We start from the raw sequence: 20,139 nt of genomic DNA, 5'->3' as shown, positions 1-20,139 counted from the left end.
CGATTTACATGAAACTCTTTCAACCTGGTTGAATATTTGTCACGCCTGTACATTAATTTTAAGTTGACGCATACGCGTGAATAGTTCATTTTGAGCATCTGGACGTCTAAACGTATGGATGTTCGAAGGCCGCAAGTTAATCAATATGTGACGACGAGGTAATCTGGATGAGTTTCTTTCACGCCAATCAGCGCGAAGCGTTGAACCAAAGCCTGGCTGAGCTGAACGGGCAAATTAATGTCTCTTTTGAATTTTTCCCGCCTCGCACCAGTGAAATGGAAGAAACCCTGTGGAGCTCAATCGATCGACTGAGCATCCTGAAACCGAAATTCCTCTCCGTGACATACGGTGCTAACTCCGGCGAACGCGACCGTACGCACAGCATCATCAAAGGCATCAAAGAGCGCACCGGTCTGGAAGCGGCTCCGCATCTGACCTGCATCGATGCCACGCGCGATGAACTGCGCGGCATTGCCCGTGACTACTGGGAAAACGGCATTCGCCACATTGTGGCGCTGCGCGGTGATTTGCCACCAGGCAGCGGCAAGCCTGAGATGTACGGCGCTGATTTGGTGGAATTGCTGAAAGAGGTAGGCGATTTTGATATCTCGGTAGCCGCTTATCCGGAAGTGCATCCTGAAGCGAAAAGCGCCCAGGCGGATTTGATCAACCTGAAGCGTAAGGTTGATGCCGGTGCTAACCGCGCTATCACGCAGTTCTTCTTTGATGTCGAAAGTTATCTGCGATTCCGCGATCGCTGCGTCTCGACCGGCATCGACGTGGAAATTGTGCCGGGCATTTTGCCGGTATCAAACTTCAAACAGTTACAGCGCTTTGCCACCATGACCAATGTGCGTGTGCCGGGTTGGATGAATGCGATGTTTGCCGGACTGGATGACGATCCAGAAACCCGCAAAATGGTCGGCGCTAACATCGCCATGGACATGGTGAAAATCCTGTCGCGTGAAGGGGTGAAAGATTTCCATTTCTATACGCTGAACCGAGCAGAGCTAAGCTACGCCATCTGTCACACTCTGGGTGTGCGTCCGGCTGCCTCGGCCTGATTATCTAAGATGGAATCACGATGAAGAGGGCCATGCGCCCTCTTTTATGTTGGGCAGTGCGTGTCGCGGAAAGAAGCGGCAATTACGTAAAGTCGCTGTCTCGTCCCTGATCGCTCGGCGTGCGCCATCCATGGCGCCCAACGCTTTACTCCATTTGCCGCTTCTTCCCGCTTTGCAATATTGTGCCCATAAAAAAAGGGCCAGATTGGCCCCTTCATGATTAGCGCATACCGCAACTAGCCGGTATTACGCATACCCGCTGCCACACCCGCAATCGTCACCATCAGCGCTTGTTCAACACGCGCATCCGGCTCGTCACCACGCTCTTCCTGCGCACGTGCACGATGCAGCAGTTCAGCCTGCAGCACGTTGAGGGGATCGGTGTAGACATTACGCAGCGCAATAGACTCGGCAATCCACGGCTGGTCGGCCATCAAATGCGCATCGTTGGCGATGGTCAACACGGCTTTGATGTCCGCAGCCAGCTGATCGCGCAGCTGCTGGCCCAGTGGCCACAGTGATTTATCCACCAGACGCTGATCGTAGTATTCCGCCAGCCACAGGTCGGCTTTCGAGAACACCATCTCCAGCATGCCCAGACGGGTGGCGAAGAACGGCCACTCGCTGCACATCGCTTCCAGCTGATCCTGATGACCTTCATCCATTGCTTTCTGCAACGCCGCGCCAGCACCCAGCCAGGCGGGCAGCATCAAGCGGTTCTGCGTCCAGGCGAAGATCCATGGGATGGCACGCAGCGATTCCACGCCGCCGGTAGGACGACGCTTAGCCGGACGTGAACCGAGCGGCAATTTACCCAACTCCTGCTCTGGCGTGGCCGAGCGGAAGTACGGCACGAAGTCCGGATTTTCACGCACATAACCGCGGTACATGGCGCAGGAGTGGGCTGACAAACCGTTCATGATCTCTTTCCACTCGCGCTTAGGCTCTGGTGGTGGCATCAGGTTGGCTTCCAGAATCGCACCGGTATACAGCGACAGGCTGGCGATGGTGACTTCTGGCAGACCGTATTTAAAGCGAATCATCTCGCCCTGTTCGGTGACACGCAGGCCGCCTTTCAGGCTGCCCGGCGGTTGCGACAGCAGTGCTGCGTGCGCAGGTGCGCCGCCACGGCCGATGGAACCGCCGCGTCCGTGGAACAGCGTCAGCGTGATGCCGGCTTTCTCACAGGTTTTAATCAACGCATCCTGTGCTTCGTACTGCGCCCAGCTGGCGGCCATCACGCCGGCATCTTTCGCCGAGTCGGAATAACCAATCATCACCATCTGTTTGCCGTTGATGAAGCCGCGATACCAATCGATGCTCAGCAATTGCGTCATCACGTCATTGGCGTTGTTCAAATCGTCGAGGGTTTCGAACAGTGGCGCCACCGGCATCGCGTAAGGAATGCCGGCTTCCTTCAGCAGCAAATGCACCGCCAGCACGTCCGACGGCGTTTTCGCCATGGAAATCACGTAAGAGGCGATGGAGCCTTGCGGTGCTTCGGCCACCACTTTACAGGTATCCAGCACTTCGCGGGTGTTGTCACCTGGCTCCCATTGATGCGGCAGCAGCGGACGTTTGGAATTCAGTTCGCGGATCAGGAACGCCTGTTTGTCGGCTTCTGACCAGCTTTCATAATCGCCCAGACCCAGATAGCGGGTGACTTCGGCAATGGCTTCGGTATGACGGGTGCTCTCCTGGCGGATATCGATGCGCACCAGCGGCACGCCAAAGCACTTCACGCGACGCAGCGTATCCAGCAACTGCCCGTTGGCGATGATGCCCATGCCACACTGCTGCAGTGATTGATAAATCGCGTACAGCGGTTGCCACAGCTGATCGTTGGACACCAGCAGGTCGGCAGGGCGCGGCAGGCGTTCGCCTTTCAAGCGACGGCCTAAATACGCTTGCGTGGTCATCAGCTGGCCACGAATACGCTTCAGGATCATGCGGTACGGTTCCAGCGCTTCTGGATCGCCGCACAGTTCGCGCACTTCATCGCTGCATTCTGACATCGACAGCTCTGAGATCAGCACGCCCACGTCGCGCAGGAACAGGTCGGCGGCTTTCCAGCGGCTCAGCTGCATCGCATGGCGCGTGATAGGCGCAGTGACGTTCGGGTTGCCGTCGCGATCGCCGCCCATCCACGAAGTGAATTTAATCGGCACGAAATCCACCGGCAGTTTAATGCCGAAGGTCTCTTCAACCTGCTCGTTCAGCTCGCGCAGGAAAGCTGGCACGCCTTGCCACAGGCTGTTTTCGACGACCGCAAAGCCCCATTTGGCTTCATCGATCGGCGTTGGGCGATACTTACGGATTTCATCGGTATGCCAGGCTTGCGCGACTAATTGGCGCAAACGACGCATCACCTGCGTGCGTTCGTAATCAGAGATGTCGCTGTGGTCGAGTTGCTGCAGGCAGCTGTTCACTTCGCCCAGCATGTGGATCAGCGTGCGGCGGGTGATTTCGGTTGGGTGAGCGGTCAGCACCAGCTCCAGCGACAGTTCTTCGATCGCCTGGCGAATCGAACTTTCGCTGATGTCGTTCTGCTGCTTCAGACGTTCAAAGGTCTTCTTCAGGATTTCAGGATTGTTCGCGCCATCGCCGCTGCGGGAAATGGTCTGATACTGCTCTGCCACGTTGGTCAGGTTGAGGAACTGACTAAACGCACGTGCGACGGGCAGCAGCTCGTCATTAGAGAGATTTTGCAGCGTGTTCAGCAGTTCCTTACGATCGGTGTCATTGCCTGCGCGGGAGGACTTAGAGAGTTTGCGGATGGTTTCCACCCGATCGAGGATGTTCTCTCCCAGTGCATCCTTTATCGTATCCCCGAGCAGTTTGCCGAGCATACTGACATTACTTCGCATTGCGGAATATTGTTCGTTCATTTGACCCTGACACCCTTATCGTCTTGAAAGTACCCTTACACCCAACGGGCATAACATCGTCTTTTATCTAGCCACGGTTCTTCCTGTTCGTCAATTGACTTAAATTGACGATAATTCGCTGCTAACTACCGGAAATTCATAGAATTAAAGTGAGGGGAAGCGAGATAAGTTATTCTTATTATTAAATCCCGAACAATGACCGGGCAATTTACTGTTTTAACAGTGAATTGCCCCATCTATTGTTAATCAGTGACAAAAATGCTGCACAACCTGCGTGATAAGCGCATGAGTTGGCTTAATAAATGCGGTATCGATAAACTCATCCGGTTGATGCGCCTGATTGATCGATCCTGGGCCTAAAACCAGCGTTGGACACAATTGCTGGATAAAAGGCGCTTCGGTGCAATAGTTCACCACTTCGGTCGGCACGCCCAGCAATTTCTCTACCACTTTCACCAGCTCATGATCGGCTGGACATTCGTAGCCAGGGATCGGCGGATGCAGTTCGCCCACGGTTAAACGGCCCGGCCAACGTTCGCTCACCGGCGCCAGTGCTTCATTCAGCAAACCATCCAGATCGCTCAGGGTTAAGCCCGGCAGTGGACGAATATCCATGTGTAATTCACAGCAAGCGCAGATACGGTTTGCGGCATCACCACCGTTAATGTGACCCAGGTTCATGGTTGGATAAGGGATAGCGAAACCGTCGTGGTTATAACGATTTTTCAGGGTATTGCGCAGTTGCATCAGTTGGGTGATGGACTCATGCATCAGCTCAATGGCATTCACGCCGCGTGAGGGATCGCTGGAGTGACCTGACTGGCCCTGAATACGAATCACGTTCGACAGATGACCTTTGTGCGCACGCACCGGCTTCAGCGAGGTCGGCTCACCGATGATGGCGCAATCCGGACGCAGCTGAGTGGTTTCAGAGAAATACTTCGCCCCGGCCATGGTGGTTTCTTCATCGGCGGTGGCAAGGATGTACAGCGGCTTACTCAGTTTGGTCACGTCAACGTCACGCAGCGCATCCAGAATAAAGGCAAAGAAGCCTTTCATATCTGCCGTACCCAAACCGTACAGCTTGTTGTCGTGCTCGGTCAGCGTGAAGGGATCGCGTGTCCAGCGGCCATCATCATAGGGAACGGTGTCAGTATGGCCCGCCAGCAGCAGGCCGCCAGCACCCAATCCGCTTCGTGCCAGCATATTGAATTTATGGCGTGTGCCCGGCACTGGCTGAACTTCAACACTGAAGCCTAAATCGCGGAACCAGCCCGCCAGCAAATTGATTAAAGTTTCATTGCTCTGATCCAGCGCGCTGTCGGTGGCGCTGATTGATGGTGTGGCAATCAACTGGCGGTAGAGTTCGATAAAAGGTGGTAATTTTGTCTTCACTGTTGACGGTCCTTGGGTTAGGATGTATCAATATTCATGCATTAATAGTGAATAAAAATACAATAACGTCGCTTGCATGTGAAGGGTAAAATCATCTGCAAACGGCATCGTGGGCAACGGGGCAAAGCCGCGACCCGGAATGAGTGACTGTAAATAAGGGTTACAGCCTGATGTTGAATACGCTGATCGTTGGTGCCAGTGGTTATGCTGGCGTAGAGCTTGCCACTTACCTGAATCGCCATCCGCATATGAACATAACCGCTTTGGCGGTTTCAGCGCAAAGCCCGGATGCCGGAAAATTACTGTCTGATCTGCATCCGCAGCTGAAAGGCATTGTCGATTTGCCACTGCAGCCGCTGAGTGATGCCGCAGAATGGGCCGATAAAGTCGATGTGGTGTTCCTCGCGACTGCGCACGAAGTCAGCCACGATCTGGCGCCCGAATTCCTCAAAGCAGGCTGCGTGGTGTTCGACCTTTCCGGTGCATTCCGTGTCAACGACGATGCTTTCTATACCCAATATTATGGTTTCAGCCATCAGCATCAGGATTGGCTGGATAAAGCTGTCTACGGCCTGGCCGAATGGCAGCATGATAAAATTAAAGATGCGCAGCTGGTGGCAGTACCCGGTTGCTATCCCACGGCGGCGCAGCTGTCATTGAAACCGCTGGTCGAAGCGGGATTGCTTAACGATGCACAATGGCCGGTGATCAATGCCACCAGTGGTGTGAGCGGAGCAGGGCGTAAAGCCAACGTCGGCACCAGCTTCTGTGAAGTCAGCCTGCAGCCATATGGCCTGTTCAATCATCGTCATCATCCTGAAATCGTGGCGCATCTCGGTACGCCTGTGATTTTCACCCCGCATCTGGGCAGCTTCCCGCGCGGAATTCTTTCTACTACCACCTGCCGCCTGAAAGCGGGCGTGACGCAGCAAGACGTGGCGGATGCCTTCCACAAGGCTTACCACGACAAACCGCTGGTGCGTGTGTATGACAAAGGTGTGCCGGCGCTGAAAGCGGTCGTCGGTTTGCCGTTCTGCGATATCGGTTTTGCCATGCAGGGTGAACACCTGATCGTGGTCGCTGCCGAAGATAACCTGTTGAAAGGTGCCTCTTCGCAGGCGGTTCAATGCTTAAACATTCGTTTCGGCTTCCCCGAAACGCTGTCACTGATTTAACGGACGGAAACTGCCATGAATCCATTAATCATTAAACTGGGTGGCGTGCTGCTGGATAGCGAAGAAGCGCTGGCCCGCTTGTTTGATGCGCTGCTGGCCTACCGCAATGAACATCAGCGCCCGCTGATCATTGTGCACGGCGGCGGCTGCCTGGTTGACGAGCTAATGAAGAAGCTCGCGCTGCCGGTGAAAAAGAAGAACGGTTTGCGCGTGACGCCAGCCGATCAGATTGACATTATTACCGGTGCTTTAGCGGGTACAGCGAATAAGACCTTGCTGGCCTGGGCGAAGAAGTACGGCATTGGTGCTGTGGGCTTGTGCCTCGGCGATGCGGGCCTGGTAAACGTGGCGCAGTTCGATGAAGAACTCGGCCATGTAGGCAACGCCACGCCGGGTAATCCGGCGCTGGTCAACACCTTGCTGAGTGCGGGCTATATGCCGGTGATCAGCTCAATCGGTATTACCGATGGCGGCGACCTGATGAACGTCAACGCTGACCAGGCGGCGACCGCGCTGGCGGCGACCATCGGTGCAGATTTAGTGCTGCTGTCAGATGTCAGCGGTATTCTCGATGGCAAAGGTCAGCGCATCGAAGAGATGACGGCCGAGAAAGCCCAGCAGCTGATTGACCAGGGCATTATCACTGATGGCATGATCGTTAAAGTTAACGCGGCACTCGATGCTGCGCGCACGTTAGGTCGCCCGGTCGATATCGCCAGCTGGCGCCATGCTGAACAGCTGCCAACCCTTTTCAACGGCGTGTCGATTGGCACCCGGATTCTCGCATAATCAAGGATTTAAGATATGAGCACGCAAAACATCAAAAAAATCGTTCTGGCCTACTCCGGCGGTCTTGATACTTCAGCCATCATTCCATGGTTGAAAGAGAACTACGGTGGCTGTGAAGTAGTGGCATTCGTGGCCAACATTGGTCAGGACCCAGCCGATCTGGAAGGCGTTGAGAAGAAGGCACTGCAGTCTGGTGCTTCTGAGTGCCACGTTGCGGATCTGCGTGAAGAGTTCATCAGCGAATACGTTTATCCGGTGCTGCAAACCGGTGCGCTGTACGAAGGCACCTACCTGCTGGGTACCTCAATGGCACGTCCAATCATCGCGAAAGCGCAGGTTGAGCTGGCGCTGAAAGTGGGTGCGGATGCACTGTGCCACGGTGCGACCGGTAAGGGTAACGATCAGGTGCGTTTCGAAACCACCTATACCGCACTGGCTCCACAGCTGAAAGTCGTTGCGCCATGGCGTGAGTGGGATCTGCGTTCACGTGAAGCACTGCTGGATTACCTGAAAGAGCGCAACATTCCGACCACCGCATCGCTGGAAAAAATCTACAGCCGTGATGAGAACGCATGGCACATCTCGACTGAAGGTGGCGTACTGGAAAGCCCAGCGAACGCACCGAACAAAGATTGCTGGGTGTGGACCGTTGATCCACTGGAAGCGCCAGATCAGCCTGAAAACGTCACCGTGACCGTTGAGAAAGGTCGCGTGGTGGCGGTCAATGGCGAGAAGCTGAGCCCGTTCAAGTGTCTGGAAAAGCTGAACGTGCTGGGCGCAAAACACGGTGTGGGTCGTATCGACATCGTGGAAAACCGTCTGGTCGGTATCAAATCTCGCGGCTGCTATGAAACCCCCGGCGGCACCATCATGGTCAACGCGCTGCGTGCGGTTGAGCAGTTAGTACTGGATCGTGATAGCTTCAAATGGCGTGAGCAGCTGGGCCATGAAATGTCTTACGTGGTTTATGACGGTCGCTGGTTCGCGCCGCTGCGTAAATCCATCCAGGCCGCTGCCGAATCACTGGCAGAAGAGGTAAACGGCGAAGTGGTACTGCAGCTGTACAAAGGCCACGCCACTGCAACGCAGAAAACCTCGGCCAACAGCCTGTACTCTGAAGAGTTCGCGACCTTCGGCGAAGACGAAGTTTACGACCACAGCCACGCGGGCGGCTTTATCCGTCTGTTCTCTCTCTCTTCACGCATTCGTGCACTGAACGAGCAGAAGAAGTAACACCGCAGCAGATAACACATTTTGCAAGGGCGGCTTCGGGCCGCCCTTTCTATAACAGCATTCAGGAGTAAAGCAGATGGCACTTTGGGGCGGACGTTTTTCGCAGGCAGCAGACCAACGGTTCAAACAGTTCAACGACTCACTGCGTTTTGACTATCGTCTGGCAGAGCAGGACATCACCGGTTCGATAGCCTGGTCTAAAGCGCTGGTTACCGTGAACGTGCTGAGCAGCGATGAGCAGCAGCAACTGGAAGCCGCATTGAATGAACTGCTGGCAGAAGTGCGCGCCAATCCCGAGCAGATTCTGCAAAGCGATGCCGAAGATATCCATAGCTGGGTCGAGGGCAAGCTGATCGACAAAGTGGGTGCCCTGGGCAAAAAACTGCACACTGGCCGTAGCCGTAACGACCAGGTCGCTACCGATCTAAAACTGTGGTGCAAAGAGCAGGTCGCGGTGCTGCTGGACGCCACGCGCGAACTGCAATCAGCCCTCGTTGCTACTGCAGAAGCTAATCAGGATGCAGTGATGCCGGGTTACACGCACCTGCAACGCGCGCAGCCGGTGACCTTCGCGCACTGGTGTCTGGCGTACGTAGAAATGCTGGCGCGTGATGAAAGCCGTCTGCAGGATACGCTGAAGCGTCTGGATGTCAGTCCGCTGGGCTGTGGCGCACTGGCTGGCACCGCGTATGAAATAGATCGTCAGCAGCTGGCGGGCTGGTTAGGCTTCGCGTCTGCCACGCGCAACAGCCTCGATACCGTGTCTGATCGTGACCACGTGCTGGAGCTGCTGTCCGATGCCTCTATCGGCATGATTCATCTCTCACGCTTCGCCGAAGATCTGATCTTCTTCAACACCGGCGAAGCAGGCTTCCTTGAGCTGTCTGACAAAGTGACGTCAGGTTCTTCATTAATGCCACAGAAGAAAAACCCGGATGCGTTAGAACTGATTCGCGGCAAATGTGGCCGTGTACAGGGCGCGCTGACCGGCATGATGATGACGCTGAAAGGTTTGCCGCTGGCCTACAACAAAGACATGCAGGAAGACAAAGAAGGCCTGTTCGATGCGCTTGATACCTGGGTGGATTGTCTGCACATGTCGGTACTGGTACTGGACGGCATTCAGGTAAAACGCCCACGCTGTCAGGAAGCGGCCGAGCAGGGTTACGCCAACTCCACCGAACTGGCGGATTATCTGGTGGCCAAAGGTGTACCGTTCCGTGAAGCGCACCACATTGTCGGTGAAACCGTAGTTGAAGCGATCAAGCAGGGCGTGGCGCTGGAAGCGTTAAGCCTGGCGCAGTTGAAGCAGTTCAGTGCGGTGATTGAGGATGACGTTTATCCGATTCTGTCGCTGCAATCCTGCCTCGACAAGCGTAATGCGCAAGGTGGCGTGTCACCACAGCAGGTGGCGTTTGCCATCGCTGAAGCGAAAAAGCGTCTGGCGTAAAAAAAAGAGCGGGCTCCTTTTCGGTAGCCCGCCAACCTCTAGCTTCAGAAATACATATTGTTATAGGCACATCATCAAGGGCTGCCACTCCCGGCCAACACTATGATTTTTCGAGCTCATTGCAGGTGATGCTCGATGTCATCTCTACTTCGTTTTCAACATTGCTTGCTATGGCCGGTATTATTCCTGTTCATCGCTTGATAGGGCTAATCGTTCATTGCTATTCTATCTATCGCCACGGGCTATCGTGGTTTGGAGGAAATCAATGAACATTCGTGATCTGGAGTATCTGGTTTCGCTTGCGGAGCATCGCCATTTCCGGCGTGCAGCTGATGCGTGTCATGTCAGCCAACCTACCTTAAGCGGGCAGATTCGTAAGCTGGAAGATGAGCTCGGTGTGATGCTGCTGGAGCGTACCAGCCGTAAGGTGTTATTTACCCAGGCTGGACTGTTGCTGGTGGATCAGGCGCGAACTGTGCTGCGTGAAGTCAAAGTGCTGAAGGAGATGGCGAGCCAACAGGGCGAAGCGATGTCCGGACCGCTGCATATTGGTCTGATTCCAACCACTGGCCCGTATTTGCTGCCGCAGATCATTCCCATGCTGCATCAAACTTTCCCTAAACTCGAAATGTACCTGCACGAAGCGCAAACGCAGCAACTGCTGGCACAGCTCGACAGCGGTAAACTGGATTGTGCGATTCTGGCGCTGGTCAAAGAGAGCGAGGCCTTTATTGAGGTGCCGCTGTTTGATGAACCAATGAAGCTGGCGATCTACAAGGATCACCCATGGCACGATCGTGATCGTGTGCCAATGTCGGATCTGGCCGGTGAAAAGCTGTTGATGCTGGAAGATGGCCACTGCTTGCGCGATCAGGCCATGGGATTCTGCTTCGAAGCGGGCGCAGATGAAGACACGCATTTCCGTGCAACCAGCCTTGAAACGCTGCGCAACATGGTCGCGGCAGGAAGCGGTATTACCTTGCTGCCATCACTGGCGGTACCGAAGGAACGTGTGCGTGATGGCGTGTGTTATCTGCCATGTTATAAGCCGGTTCCACAGCGCACGATTGCTCTGGTGTATCGCCCAGGATCACCTCTGCGCAGCCGCTATGAGCAGCTGGCAGAAGCAATCAAAACCCACATGCAGGGTTATCTGGACACGTCGTTAAAACAGGCGGTTTAAGCCATTTAGCGCCGCGACGCGATAGGCCTCGGCCATGGTCGGATAGTTGAAGGTGGTATTCACGAAGTACTCAATCGTGTTGCCGCCGTTCTTCTGCTCCATGATGGCCTGGCCAATGTGAATAATCTCCGCCGCACGTTCGCCAAAGCAGTGAATCCCCAAAATCTCTTTGGTTTCGCGATGGAACAGGATTTTCAGACTGCCCACGTGCATCCCCACAATCTGCGCACGCGCCAGATGTTTGAACTGCGCACGACCCACTTCGTAAGGCACTTTCATCGCGGTCAGCTGCTGCTCGGTTTTACCCACTGAGCTGATCTCCGGAATAGTGTAAATCCCGGTTGGAATATCTTCGATCAGATGGGCAGTGGCTTCACCTTTAATGATCGCCTGTGCGGCAATACGGCCCTGATCGTAGGCCGCTGAAGCCAGACTCGGATAACCAATCACATCGCCAACCGCATAGATGTGCGGCTGCGCAGTCTGGTACATGCTGTTCACTTTCAACAAGCCACGACCATCGGCTTCCAGCCCAACATTTTCCAGCGCCAGTGAATCGGTGTTACCGGTACGGCCGTTGGCGTACAGCAGGCAATCCGCTTTCACTTTTTTGCCCGACTTCAGGTGCATAATCACACCATCACTCACACCTTCAATCTTCTCAAACTCTTCGTTGTGACGAATCACCACGCCGCTGTTCCAGAAGTGATAAGAGAGCGAATCTGACATTTCCTGATCGAGGAAGGCCAGCAAACGATCGCGGGTGTTAATTAAATCCACCTTGACGTTCAGGCCACGGAAAATCGACGCGTATTCGCAACCAATCACACCGGCGCCGTAGATGATCACATGGCCAGGTTCATGATGCAGGTTAAGGATAGAGTCGGAGTCATAAATGCGTGGGTGCGTAAAGTCGACGTCTGCAGGATGGTAAGGACGTGAACCGCACGCAATCACGAATTTTTCTGCGGTTAAGCGTTCGCGGGTGCCATCGGGCTGTTCAACTTCGATGGTGTTGGCATCAACAAAATGGGCATCGCCCTGATAAAGCTCACAACGGTTGCGCTCGTAAAATCCCTGACGCATTGCCGTTTGCTGACTGATAACGTTTTCGGTGTGATTCAGAATGTCAGCAAATGAGGAGCGCAGGAGTCGGGTGTGATCGCTATAAAGGGGGTTTTGATTGAACTCGATAATACGGCTGACAGCGTGACGTAAAGCTTTGGAGGGGATGGTCCCCCAGTGAGTACAACCGCCGCCGATATTATGGTAGCGTTCGATCACTGCAATGCGCGCTCCCTGCTTCACCAGGCCCATTGCCGCACCTTCGCCGCCTGGACCGGAGCCAATCACAATGGCATCGTAATCGTAAGACTTTTGCATACCAGTACGTCCTATTTTTTCTATCACATTTTTACAACGAGATTCTAACATCTCACCGCGCACTTCTGAATTCTAACAGCGAAAAATCCCCAGTTTTGACAAAGCGTGAGGTACACAGGCGGTCACAAACTTTGCGCCACTGTACGCTGAAAAGTTTGTTATAGTGCCTTCCAGATCACTCAAAAGGCCGGGAAAATGGGCGTCAGGGCGCAACAGAAAGAACGTACAAGACGTACGCTGATTGAAGCAGCCTTCAGTCAGTTAAGTGCAGAAAGGAGTTTTGCCAGCCTGAGTTTGCGTGAAGTTGCGCGTGAAGCCGGGATTGCACCTACCTCGTTTTATCGTCACTTTAAAGATGTGGATGAACTGGGTCTGACCATGGTTGACGAAAGTGGACTGATGTTACGCCAGCTGATGCGTCAAGCACGCCAGCGCATTGCCAAGGGCGGCAGCATCATCAAGACCTCCGTTTCCACATTTATGGAATTTATCGGGAACAATCCCAACGCTTTTCGCCTCTTACTACGCGAGCGCTCCGGAACATCGGCCGCGTTCCGTGCCGCAGTCGCGCGTGAAATTCAGCACTTTATCGCTGAGCTTGCGGATTACCTTGAGCTGGAAAATCGTATGCCGCGCAGTTTTACCGAAGCGCAGGCCGAAGCCATGGTGACCATCGTGTTCAGCGCCGGTGCGGAAGCACTGGATGTGGATATCGAACAGCGTCGCAAGCTGGAAGATCGCCTGGTGCTGCAATTGCGCATGATCGCCAAAGGCGCTTATTACTGGTATCGCCGGGAGCAGGAACGTCTGGCGGTTACCCTGGAAAAACCCGAAGAGTAATGTGATAAGGATAATGAAATGATTGAGCAAAACCCTCGCGATAAAGGAACCCTGTTACTGGCTTTTATCACCGGTTTAGCGATCAACGGCTCCTTTTCGGTGCTGTTCAGTACGTTTGTGCCATTTTCGATATTCCCGCTGATCGCCCTTGGCCTCGCGGCCTGGTGTCTTCATCAGCGTTATCTCAACCGCAATATGCCCGATGGCATGCCTTCACTGGCCGCGGCGTTTTTCCTTTTGGGTATTCTGGTGTATAGCGCGCTGGTACGTGCTGAATATCCGGATATCGGTTCCAACTTCATCCCCACCATTTTGATGGTGGCGCTGGTGTTCTGGATTGCTACTCGCTTCCGCCGCGCCAGGAACAAGAGCTAAATACAATAACGGGAACCGCAGGGTTCCCGTTTTGTTTTACGCTTTGCGTGTCAGCCAGACGCCGCATTCCATGTGATGGGTATACGGGAACTGGTCGAACAGTGCCAGCCGCGACACCTCATGGGTTTCACCTAGTGTGGCAAGGTTATCGCACAGGGTTTGCGGGTTGCAGGAGATATACAGGATGCGCGGATACGCCTGCACCATCTTCACGGTTTCCTCATCCAACCCGCTACGTGGTGGATCGACAAAGATGGTTTCGCATTGATAGCTCTTCAGGTCGATGCCTTCCAAACGATTAAAGCTGCGTACACCATTCATCGCTTGCGTAAACTCTTCCGCCGCCATGCGTATAATCTGCACGTTATCAATTTGGTTGGCTGCAATGTTGTACTGCGCTGATGCTACTGAAGGTTTCGCAATTTCCGTCGCCAGTACGCGATGGAAGTTACGTGCCAGCGCCAGCGAGAAATTGCCGTTGCCGCAGTACAGCTCCAGCAAATCGCCACGCGAACCTTGGGTGACATCCAGCGCCCATTCCAGCATCTGAATATTCATCGCCGCATTAGGCTGTGTGAAGCTGTTCTCTACCTGACGGTAAATCATCTCTTTGCCCGCGACCGGCAGGCGCTCATCGACGTAATCGCGATCGAGGCAGATTTTGGTTTTGGTCGCACGGCCAATCAACTGTACATCGACGCCTTCAGCGCGCAGTGTGTCGCGCAGTGCAGTGGCCGCTTCGGTCCAATCGGCTTCCAACTTGCGATGATACAACAGCGAAATCACAATCTGATTGCTCATCGTCGACAGGTAGTCGATCTGGAACAGTTTGAAACGCAGCGCTTTGTTATCACGGATCGCATCGATCAATTTTGGCATCAACTGGTTGATCAATTCACTGGCGGCGGGGAATTGATCCACACGGATACGCTGCTTGGTCTCTTGATCAAAGATGATGTGATACAGATCGTCGCCATCGTGCCAGATGCGAAATTCTGCGCGCATACGATAGTGGCTGACCGGTGAGCGGAACACCTCCACGTCAGGCGCGGCAAAGGGCACCATCATCGCCTGTAAGCGGCTGACTTTTTCCGCCAGTTGCGCGTCGTATTGTTCAATCGGGAGCTGTTCGGGTGTCATCTTTAATCCTGGTAATAAGCTAGCTTGCCGGGCGATTGTAGGCATTCACCTGCTGATGTCCAGTACTGTGAAGGTAAGATGGCTTTCCAGCCTTCCTGGCCTTAGACTGCGACAGCCGGCCTCTTTGAGTTAAAAGGGAATCCAGTGTGAATCTGGAGCTGACGCGCAGCGGTAAAAGAATGTCGTGGTGAGTGCATCTACAAACACTGTCCTGCGGGATGGGAAGTTTTTCACCATTTATGATTCTCAGCCCGAAGACCTGCCGGTGTGACGTCGCAATTACTACGACCATCGCGTGCTATCGGTCGCAGGCCTGCGGCATCCTGCTTCGTCTTTTGGATGCTTACAACAATGAATAAAAGCAACACTACGCTGTGTGCCTTCAGTGCAACGGCGCTTTCACTCTGGGCTGCGTATGGCTACGCTCAGGATGATGATACGCAAATCGTTACCGCTAACCGTTTCGCTCAGCCGGTTTCATCGGTGCTGGCCTCAACTTCAGTTGTCACACGTGAAGATATTGATCAGTGGCAGTCAAAGAATCTGCTGGAAGTTCTTCGCCGTTTGCCGGGCGTAGATATTGCTCAGACTGGCGGTATTGGCCAAAGCGCTTCTATGTACGTGCGAGGATCTGAAGCACGGCATACATTGATTTTGGTCGATGGTGTGCCTTTCGCTAAACCAGGTATCACGGGAGTCGCCGATTTTAACCAAATCCCAGTATCCATTATTCAGCGTGTAGAGTTTATACGTGGGCCTCGCTCAGCTGTTTATGGTGCCGATGCCATTGGTGGTGTCGTTAACGTAATTACGCAAAACCCAAATAATCAGAACACGCTTGCCGCAGGTTTCGGTTCTAAGGGATATCAGGAGTATAGCGGCAGCATAAATCAAAATGTTACCGATCAGACGCGCCTTACTGTGGCAGGTTCATATCAAGCTACCAACGGCTACAACGTCCAGCCTGACTCTACTTCTCCAGTTGATCGCGACCGTGATGGTTGGCGTAACAAAGCGTTCTGGGCAGGTGTGGATCACAAGTTTAATGAAGAATTTTCCGGCTTCTTCCGTGGCTACGGATATGCCGCTAACTCTGATTATGATGCAGGGTATGAAGGTGGTCAGGATGAACAGCAGATTTATAATCATTCTTTTGATACGGGTCTGCGTTTCAACAAAGATGATTATTCATCGCAGCTAATCGCGAGCTATCAGAAGTACAAAATCTACAATTATGTCAGTACTGATGGACGATATGAGGATTCCAACAGTCTTGACGATATGGAACAGCGTAATCTGCAGTGGGGGAATACTTTCGCGGTTGGTCATGGCATGGTCAGCGCAGGTCTGGACTGGCAGCAGCAGAAACTGACTTCCGTTGGGCAATACCTTACTCCACGTGATCGGGATAGCTATAAGCAGGACAACACGGGGGCGTATCTTACAGCGCAACAGCAATTTGGTACGGTGACCCTCGAAGGTTCTGCCCGTGGTGATGACAATGAAGATTTTGGCCGCCACGGTACATGGCAAACGGCTGCTGGCTGGGAGTTCATCCCGGGTTATAAAGCTTCTCTGTCATATGGCACAGGTTTCCAGGCTCCTACATTGGGGCAGTTGTATGGCTTAAAACGTTACGGCATCAGTTCTAACCCCGATTTATCACCGGAAAAATCCAAACAATGGGAAGCGGCGTTAGAGGGATTAACGGGGTCAGTCAATTGGCGTGTTGCTGCTTATCACAATAAAGTTAGTAATCTGATCACTTATGCTTCTGACCCAGTTACGTTTGAGGGCGGCTATTACAATGAAAAAGCCGTTACGCTTAAAGGTATTGAAGCCACAGCTGATTTTGATACTAGTTTTATCCATCATCAGATCACACTTGGTTATCTTGATGCCCGTCGTGACTCCGATGGTGAAACATTAGCGCGTCGTGCGCGTGAGCAAGCTAAATATCAGCTTGGATTGACGGTATACGATTTCGACATTGATGTTATCTACCAATATTACGGGAAGCGTTACGATAACAACACCAGTGAATATTCAAGTGTCCAGCGTCGTTTGCCTGGCTATAGCACGGTAGATCTCGCTGTCTCGTATCCGGTCACATCACAGCTCACCGTTCGTGGTAGAATTGCCAACCTGTTCGATAAAGATTATGAGACAGCGTATGGCTATCCAACTCCAGGAACGGAGTATTACCTCAGCGCCAGCTACAGCTTCTGATCTGCGTCCCACCGTGCTGGTATTTGACTCTGGCGTCGGTGGGCTCTCGGTCCATGATGAGGTCCGGCAGTTATTGCCGGATCTCCACTATCTTTATGCCTTCGATAATGAAGGTTTTCCATATGGCGAAAAATCCGAAGACTATATTGTCGAGCGAGTGGTTGCCGTCGTTGAAGCAATTACCCAACGCTATCCACTGGCATTAGTGATTATCGCCTGTAACTCTGCCAGCACCGTTTCTTTACCTGCACTGCGTGAGCGCTTTGAGTTTCCTGTTGTCGGTGTTGTGCCGGCGATCAAACCTGCTGCGCGCCTCACGCGTAATGGTGTCGTGGGATTGTTAGCAACACGTGGCACGGTAAAACGTCCTTATACTCATGAGCTGGTGGCGCAATTCGCGCGCGAATGCAAAATCGAAATGCTGGGTTCTGCTGAACTGGTAGAGCTGGCGGAAGCGAAGCTGCATGGCGAGGAAGTTGAGCTGGCTGACGTGCGCCGTGCTGTGCAACCCTGGCTGCGCATGAAAGAGCCACCAGACACAGTGGTATTAGGATGCACGCATTTCCCGCTATTGCGTGACGAGCTTCAAATGGTGTTGCCCGAAGGAACAAGGCTAGTCGATTCAGGTGCGGCCATTGCACGCCGAACGGTATGGCTATTAGAGCATGAAGCACCCCATGCAGTTTCTTCAGATCAAAATGTGGCTTTTTGCACCCGCATGGATGATGAGGTGATGCAATTATCATCGGTTCTTCAGCGTTATGGCTTCCCGTTGCTGGAAAAACTGGCGATTTAGTGGGGTTTCGACGAAAAAAACAACACTCAGAATTTAATTTGTAATTAGCACTTGTCAGCCCAAAAGAAATCCCTATACTGCGCCTCCACTGACACGGAACAACGGCTTACGAAGCGAAGTGTTCAGGAGGTGGTCTTCAAGGCAACCTTCAGAAAAGCAAAAATAAATGCTTGACTGAGAATGCGGAAAGCGTAATATACGCATCCCGCGCCGCTTGAGAAATCGCGGCACTGCTCTTTAACAATTTATCAGACAATCTGTGTGGGCACTCGCAGGATTGATATCAACGTCTCCGGACGTAAAAAATATCAAGTCTCACGAGTGAACACATAATGAAATTCATTATGACGTTTTACAGATGAGCATCGCTGAACTTGTTTCAGCAAATCAAACTTAAATTGAAGAGTTTGATCATGGCTCAGATTGAACGCTGGCGGCAGGCCTAACACATGCAAGTCGAACGGTAGCACAGAGAGCTTGCTCTTGGGTGACGAGTGGCGGACGGGTGAGTAATGTCTGGGAAACTGCCCGATGGAGGGGGATAACTACTGGAAACGGTAGCTAATACCGCATAACGTCTTCGGACCAAAGTGGGGGACCTTCGGGCCTCACACCATCGGATGTGCCCAGATGGGATTAGCTAGTAGGTGGGGTAATGGCTCACCTAGGCGACGATCCCTAGCTGGTCTGAGAGGATGACCAGCCACACTGGAACTGAGACACGGTCCAGACTCCTACGGGAGGCAGCAGTGGGGAATATTGCACAATGGGCGCAAGCCTGATGCAGCCATGCCGCGTGTATGAAGAAGGCCTTCGGGTTGTAAAGTACTTTCAGTGGGGAGGAAGGCGTTAAGGTTAATAACCTTGGCGATTGACGTTACCCGCAGAAGAAGCACCGGCTAACTCCGTGCCAGCAGCCGCGGTAATACGGAGGGTGCAAGCGTTAATCGGAATTACTGGGCGTAAAGCGCACGCAGGCGGTCTGTCAAGTCGGATGTGAAATCCCCGGGCTCAACCTGGGAACTGCATTCGAAACTGGCAGGCTAGAGTCTTGTAGAGGGGGGTAGAATTCCAGGTGTAGCGGTGAAATGCGTAGAGATCTGGAGGAATACCGGTGGCGAAGGCGGCCCCCTGGACAAAGACTGACGCTCAGGTGCGAAAGCGTGGGGAGCAAACAGGATTAGATACCCTGGTAGTCCACGCCGTAAACGATGTCGACTTGGAGGTTGTTCCCTTGAGGAGTGGCTTCCGGAGCTAACGCGTTAAGTCGACCGCCTGGGGAGTACGGCCGCAAGGTTAAAACTCAAATGAATTGACGGGGGCCCGCACAAGCGGTGGAGCATGTGGTTTAATTCGATGCAACGCGAAGAACCTTACCTACTCTTGACATCCAGAGAACTTAGCAGAGATGCTTTGGTGCCTTCGGGAACTCTGAGACAGGTGCTGCATGGCTGTCGTCAGCTCGTGTTGTGAAATGTTGGGTTAAGTCCCGCAACGAGCGCAACCCTTATCCTTTGTTGCCAGCGGGTTATGCCGGGAACTCAAAGGAGACTGCCAGTGATAAACTGGAGGAAGGTGGGGATGACGTCAAGTCATCATGGCCCTTACGAGTAGGGCTACACACGTGCTACAATGGCGCATACAAAGAGAAGCGACCTCGCGAGAGCAAGCGGACCTCATAAAGTGCGTCGTAGTCCGGATCGGAGTCTGCAACTCGACTCCGTGAAGTCGGAATCGCTAGTAATCGTAGATCAGAATGCTACGGTGAATACGTTCCCGGGCCTTGTACACACCGCCCGTCACACCATGGGAGTGGGTTGCAAAAGAAGTAGGTAGCTTAACCTTCGGGAGGGCGCTTACCACTTTGTGATTCATGACTGGGGTGAAGTCGTAACAAGGTAACCGTAGGGGAACCTGCGGTTGGATCACCTCCTTACCTGAAGATACTTTCCCGCGTAGTGCTCACACAGATTGTCTGATAGAAAAGTAACGAGCAGAAAAAACCTCTACAGGCTTGTAGCTCAGGTGGTTAGAGCGCACCCCTGATAAGGGTGAGGTCGGTGGTTCAAGTCCACTCAGGCCTACCAAATTTCTTCTCATGCTGCGTTAAAGCGCCGCTCGTATAGTGAACTATACGTCGCGACCCTTTGCCCTGCCTGAAAAGAAATGACCGTTTGTCAAAAAACGGGACTCCTGGTG

Annotated in this window: 14 protein-coding genes, 1 tRNA gene, 1 rRNA gene and 1 riboswitch; of the genes, 12 read left to right on the top strand and 4 right to left on the bottom strand. The window is 53.2% G+C overall.

Annotated elements, in window-relative coordinates; translation table 11 throughout:
- The first annotated feature begins 167 nt into the window (after positions 1-167).
- Positions 168-1,064: a methylenetetrahydrofolate reductase gene (gene metF, locus ACXI0A_RS00700; RefSeq protein WP_224934959.1), complete on the top strand. Its 897-nt coding sequence runs from the start codon at positions 168-170 to the stop codon at positions 1,062-1,064.
- Between the two features lie 236 nt (positions 1,065-1,300).
- Here metF and ppc read toward each other — a convergent pair whose 3' ends face one another.
- Both ppc and argE read right to left on the bottom strand, forming a co-directional pair.
- Positions 1,301-3,952 carry a phosphoenolpyruvate carboxylase gene (gene ppc / locus ACXI0A_RS00695; RefSeq protein WP_224934957.1) on the bottom strand — a complete coding sequence of 884 codons (2,652 nt, stop codon included), beginning with the start codon at positions 3,950-3,952 and terminating at the stop codon, positions 1,301-1,303.
- 246 nt (positions 3,953-4,198) lie between these two features.
- Positions 4,199-5,347 carry an acetylornithine deacetylase gene (gene argE / locus ACXI0A_RS00690; RefSeq protein WP_224934955.1) on the bottom strand — a complete coding sequence of 383 codons (1,149 nt, stop codon included), beginning with the start codon at positions 5,345-5,347 and terminating at the stop codon, positions 4,199-4,201.
- 170 nt (positions 5,348-5,517) lie between these two features.
- Between argE and argC the strand changes: the two genes are divergently transcribed.
- The 5 genes from argC to oxyR all read left to right on the top strand — a co-directional run bounded on the left by argC (position 5,518) and on the right by oxyR (position 11,177).
- A complete protein-coding gene (gene argC, locus ACXI0A_RS00685; protein WP_200577840.1) occupies positions 5,518-6,522 on the top strand; it encodes an N-acetyl-gamma-glutamyl-phosphate reductase in 1,005 nt (334 codons plus the stop codon).
- A 15-nt stretch (positions 6,523-6,537) separates the two neighbouring features.
- Positions 6,538-7,311 carry an acetylglutamate kinase gene (argB, locus tag ACXI0A_RS00680; protein ID WP_038644108.1) on the top strand — a complete coding sequence of 258 codons (774 nt, stop codon included), beginning with the start codon at positions 6,538-6,540 and terminating at the stop codon, positions 7,309-7,311.
- 15 nt (positions 7,312-7,326) lie between these two features.
- The gene (locus ACXI0A_RS00675; RefSeq protein ID WP_476150707.1) at positions 7,327-8,544 is read left to right on the top strand and encodes an argininosuccinate synthase; all 1,218 of its coding nucleotides are present in this window, start codon (positions 7,327-7,329) and stop codon (positions 8,542-8,544) included.
- A gap of 76 nt (positions 8,545-8,620) precedes the next feature.
- On the top strand, positions 8,621-9,994 hold the full coding sequence (gene argH / locus ACXI0A_RS00670; RefSeq protein WP_224934949.1) for an argininosuccinate lyase: 1,374 nt from the start codon (positions 8,621-8,623) through the stop codon (positions 9,992-9,994).
- Positions 9,995-10,259: 265 nt separating this feature from the next.
- Positions 10,260-11,177: a DNA-binding transcriptional regulator OxyR gene (gene oxyR / locus ACXI0A_RS00665; protein ID WP_224934947.1), complete on the top strand. Its 918-nt coding sequence runs from the start codon at positions 10,260-10,262 to the stop codon at positions 11,175-11,177.
- Here oxyR and sthA read toward each other — a convergent pair.
- Positions 11,160-12,560 (bottom strand): Si-specific NAD(P)(+) transhydrogenase, encoded by a 1,401-nt coding sequence (gene sthA, locus ACXI0A_RS00660; protein ID WP_021506825.1) that lies wholly within the window; start codon positions 12,558-12,560, stop codon positions 11,160-11,162. The two genes, oxyR and sthA, sit on opposite strands and share 18 nt — an antisense overlap.
- Positions 12,561-12,755: 195 nt before the next feature.
- On the opposite strand from sthA, the gene fabR reads away from it, so the two are divergent.
- Both fabR and ACXI0A_RS00650 read left to right on the top strand, forming a co-directional pair.
- Positions 12,756-13,400 (top strand): HTH-type transcriptional repressor FabR, encoded by a 645-nt coding sequence (fabR, locus tag ACXI0A_RS00655; RefSeq protein ID WP_034823706.1) that lies wholly within the window; start codon positions 12,756-12,758, stop codon positions 13,398-13,400.
- A gap of 18 nt (positions 13,401-13,418) precedes the next feature.
- The gene (locus ACXI0A_RS00650; RefSeq protein ID WP_034823705.1) at positions 13,419-13,775 is read left to right on the top strand and encodes a YijD family membrane protein; all 357 of its coding nucleotides are present in this window, start codon (positions 13,419-13,421) and stop codon (positions 13,773-13,775) included.
- Positions 13,776-13,811: 36 nt separating this feature from the next.
- On the opposite strand, the gene trmA is transcribed toward ACXI0A_RS00650, so the two are convergent.
- Positions 13,812-14,915 (bottom strand): tRNA (uridine(54)-C5)-methyltransferase TrmA, encoded by a 1,104-nt coding sequence (gene trmA, locus ACXI0A_RS00645; protein WP_476150708.1) that lies wholly within the window; start codon positions 14,913-14,915, stop codon positions 13,812-13,814.
- 99 nt (positions 14,916-15,014) lie between these two features.
- Positions 15,015-15,197: riboswitch (cobalamin riboswitch) on the top strand.
- 69 nt (positions 15,198-15,266) lie between these two features.
- Between trmA and btuB the strand changes: the two genes are divergently transcribed.
- From btuB to ACXI0A_RS00625, 4 genes are all read left to right on the top strand, one after another.
- Positions 15,267-17,144: a TonB-dependent vitamin B12 receptor BtuB gene (btuB, locus tag ACXI0A_RS00640; protein ID WP_476150709.1), complete on the top strand. Its 1,878-nt coding sequence runs from the start codon at positions 15,267-15,269 to the stop codon at positions 17,142-17,144.
- Positions 17,089-17,940 carry a glutamate racemase gene (murI, locus tag ACXI0A_RS00635; RefSeq protein ID WP_476150710.1) on the top strand — a complete coding sequence of 284 codons (852 nt, stop codon included), beginning with the start codon at positions 17,089-17,091 and terminating at the stop codon, positions 17,938-17,940. The genes btuB and murI overlap by 56 nt, the downstream gene beginning before the upstream one ends.
- A gap of 395 nt (positions 17,941-18,335) precedes the next feature.
- Positions 18,336-19,876 (top strand): 16S ribosomal RNA (locus ACXI0A_RS00630).
- A gap of 74 nt (positions 19,877-19,950) precedes the next feature.
- Positions 19,951-20,027: transfer RNA gene (locus tag ACXI0A_RS00625), tRNA-Ile, on the top strand.
- The last annotated feature ends 112 nt before the right edge of the window (positions 20,028-20,139 follow it).

The organism is Pantoea sp. C1E2 (assembly GCF_056491465.1).
The sequence above is the reverse complement of the archived record's forward strand: the minus strand, read 5'-3'. Positions and strand labels throughout refer to the sequence as shown.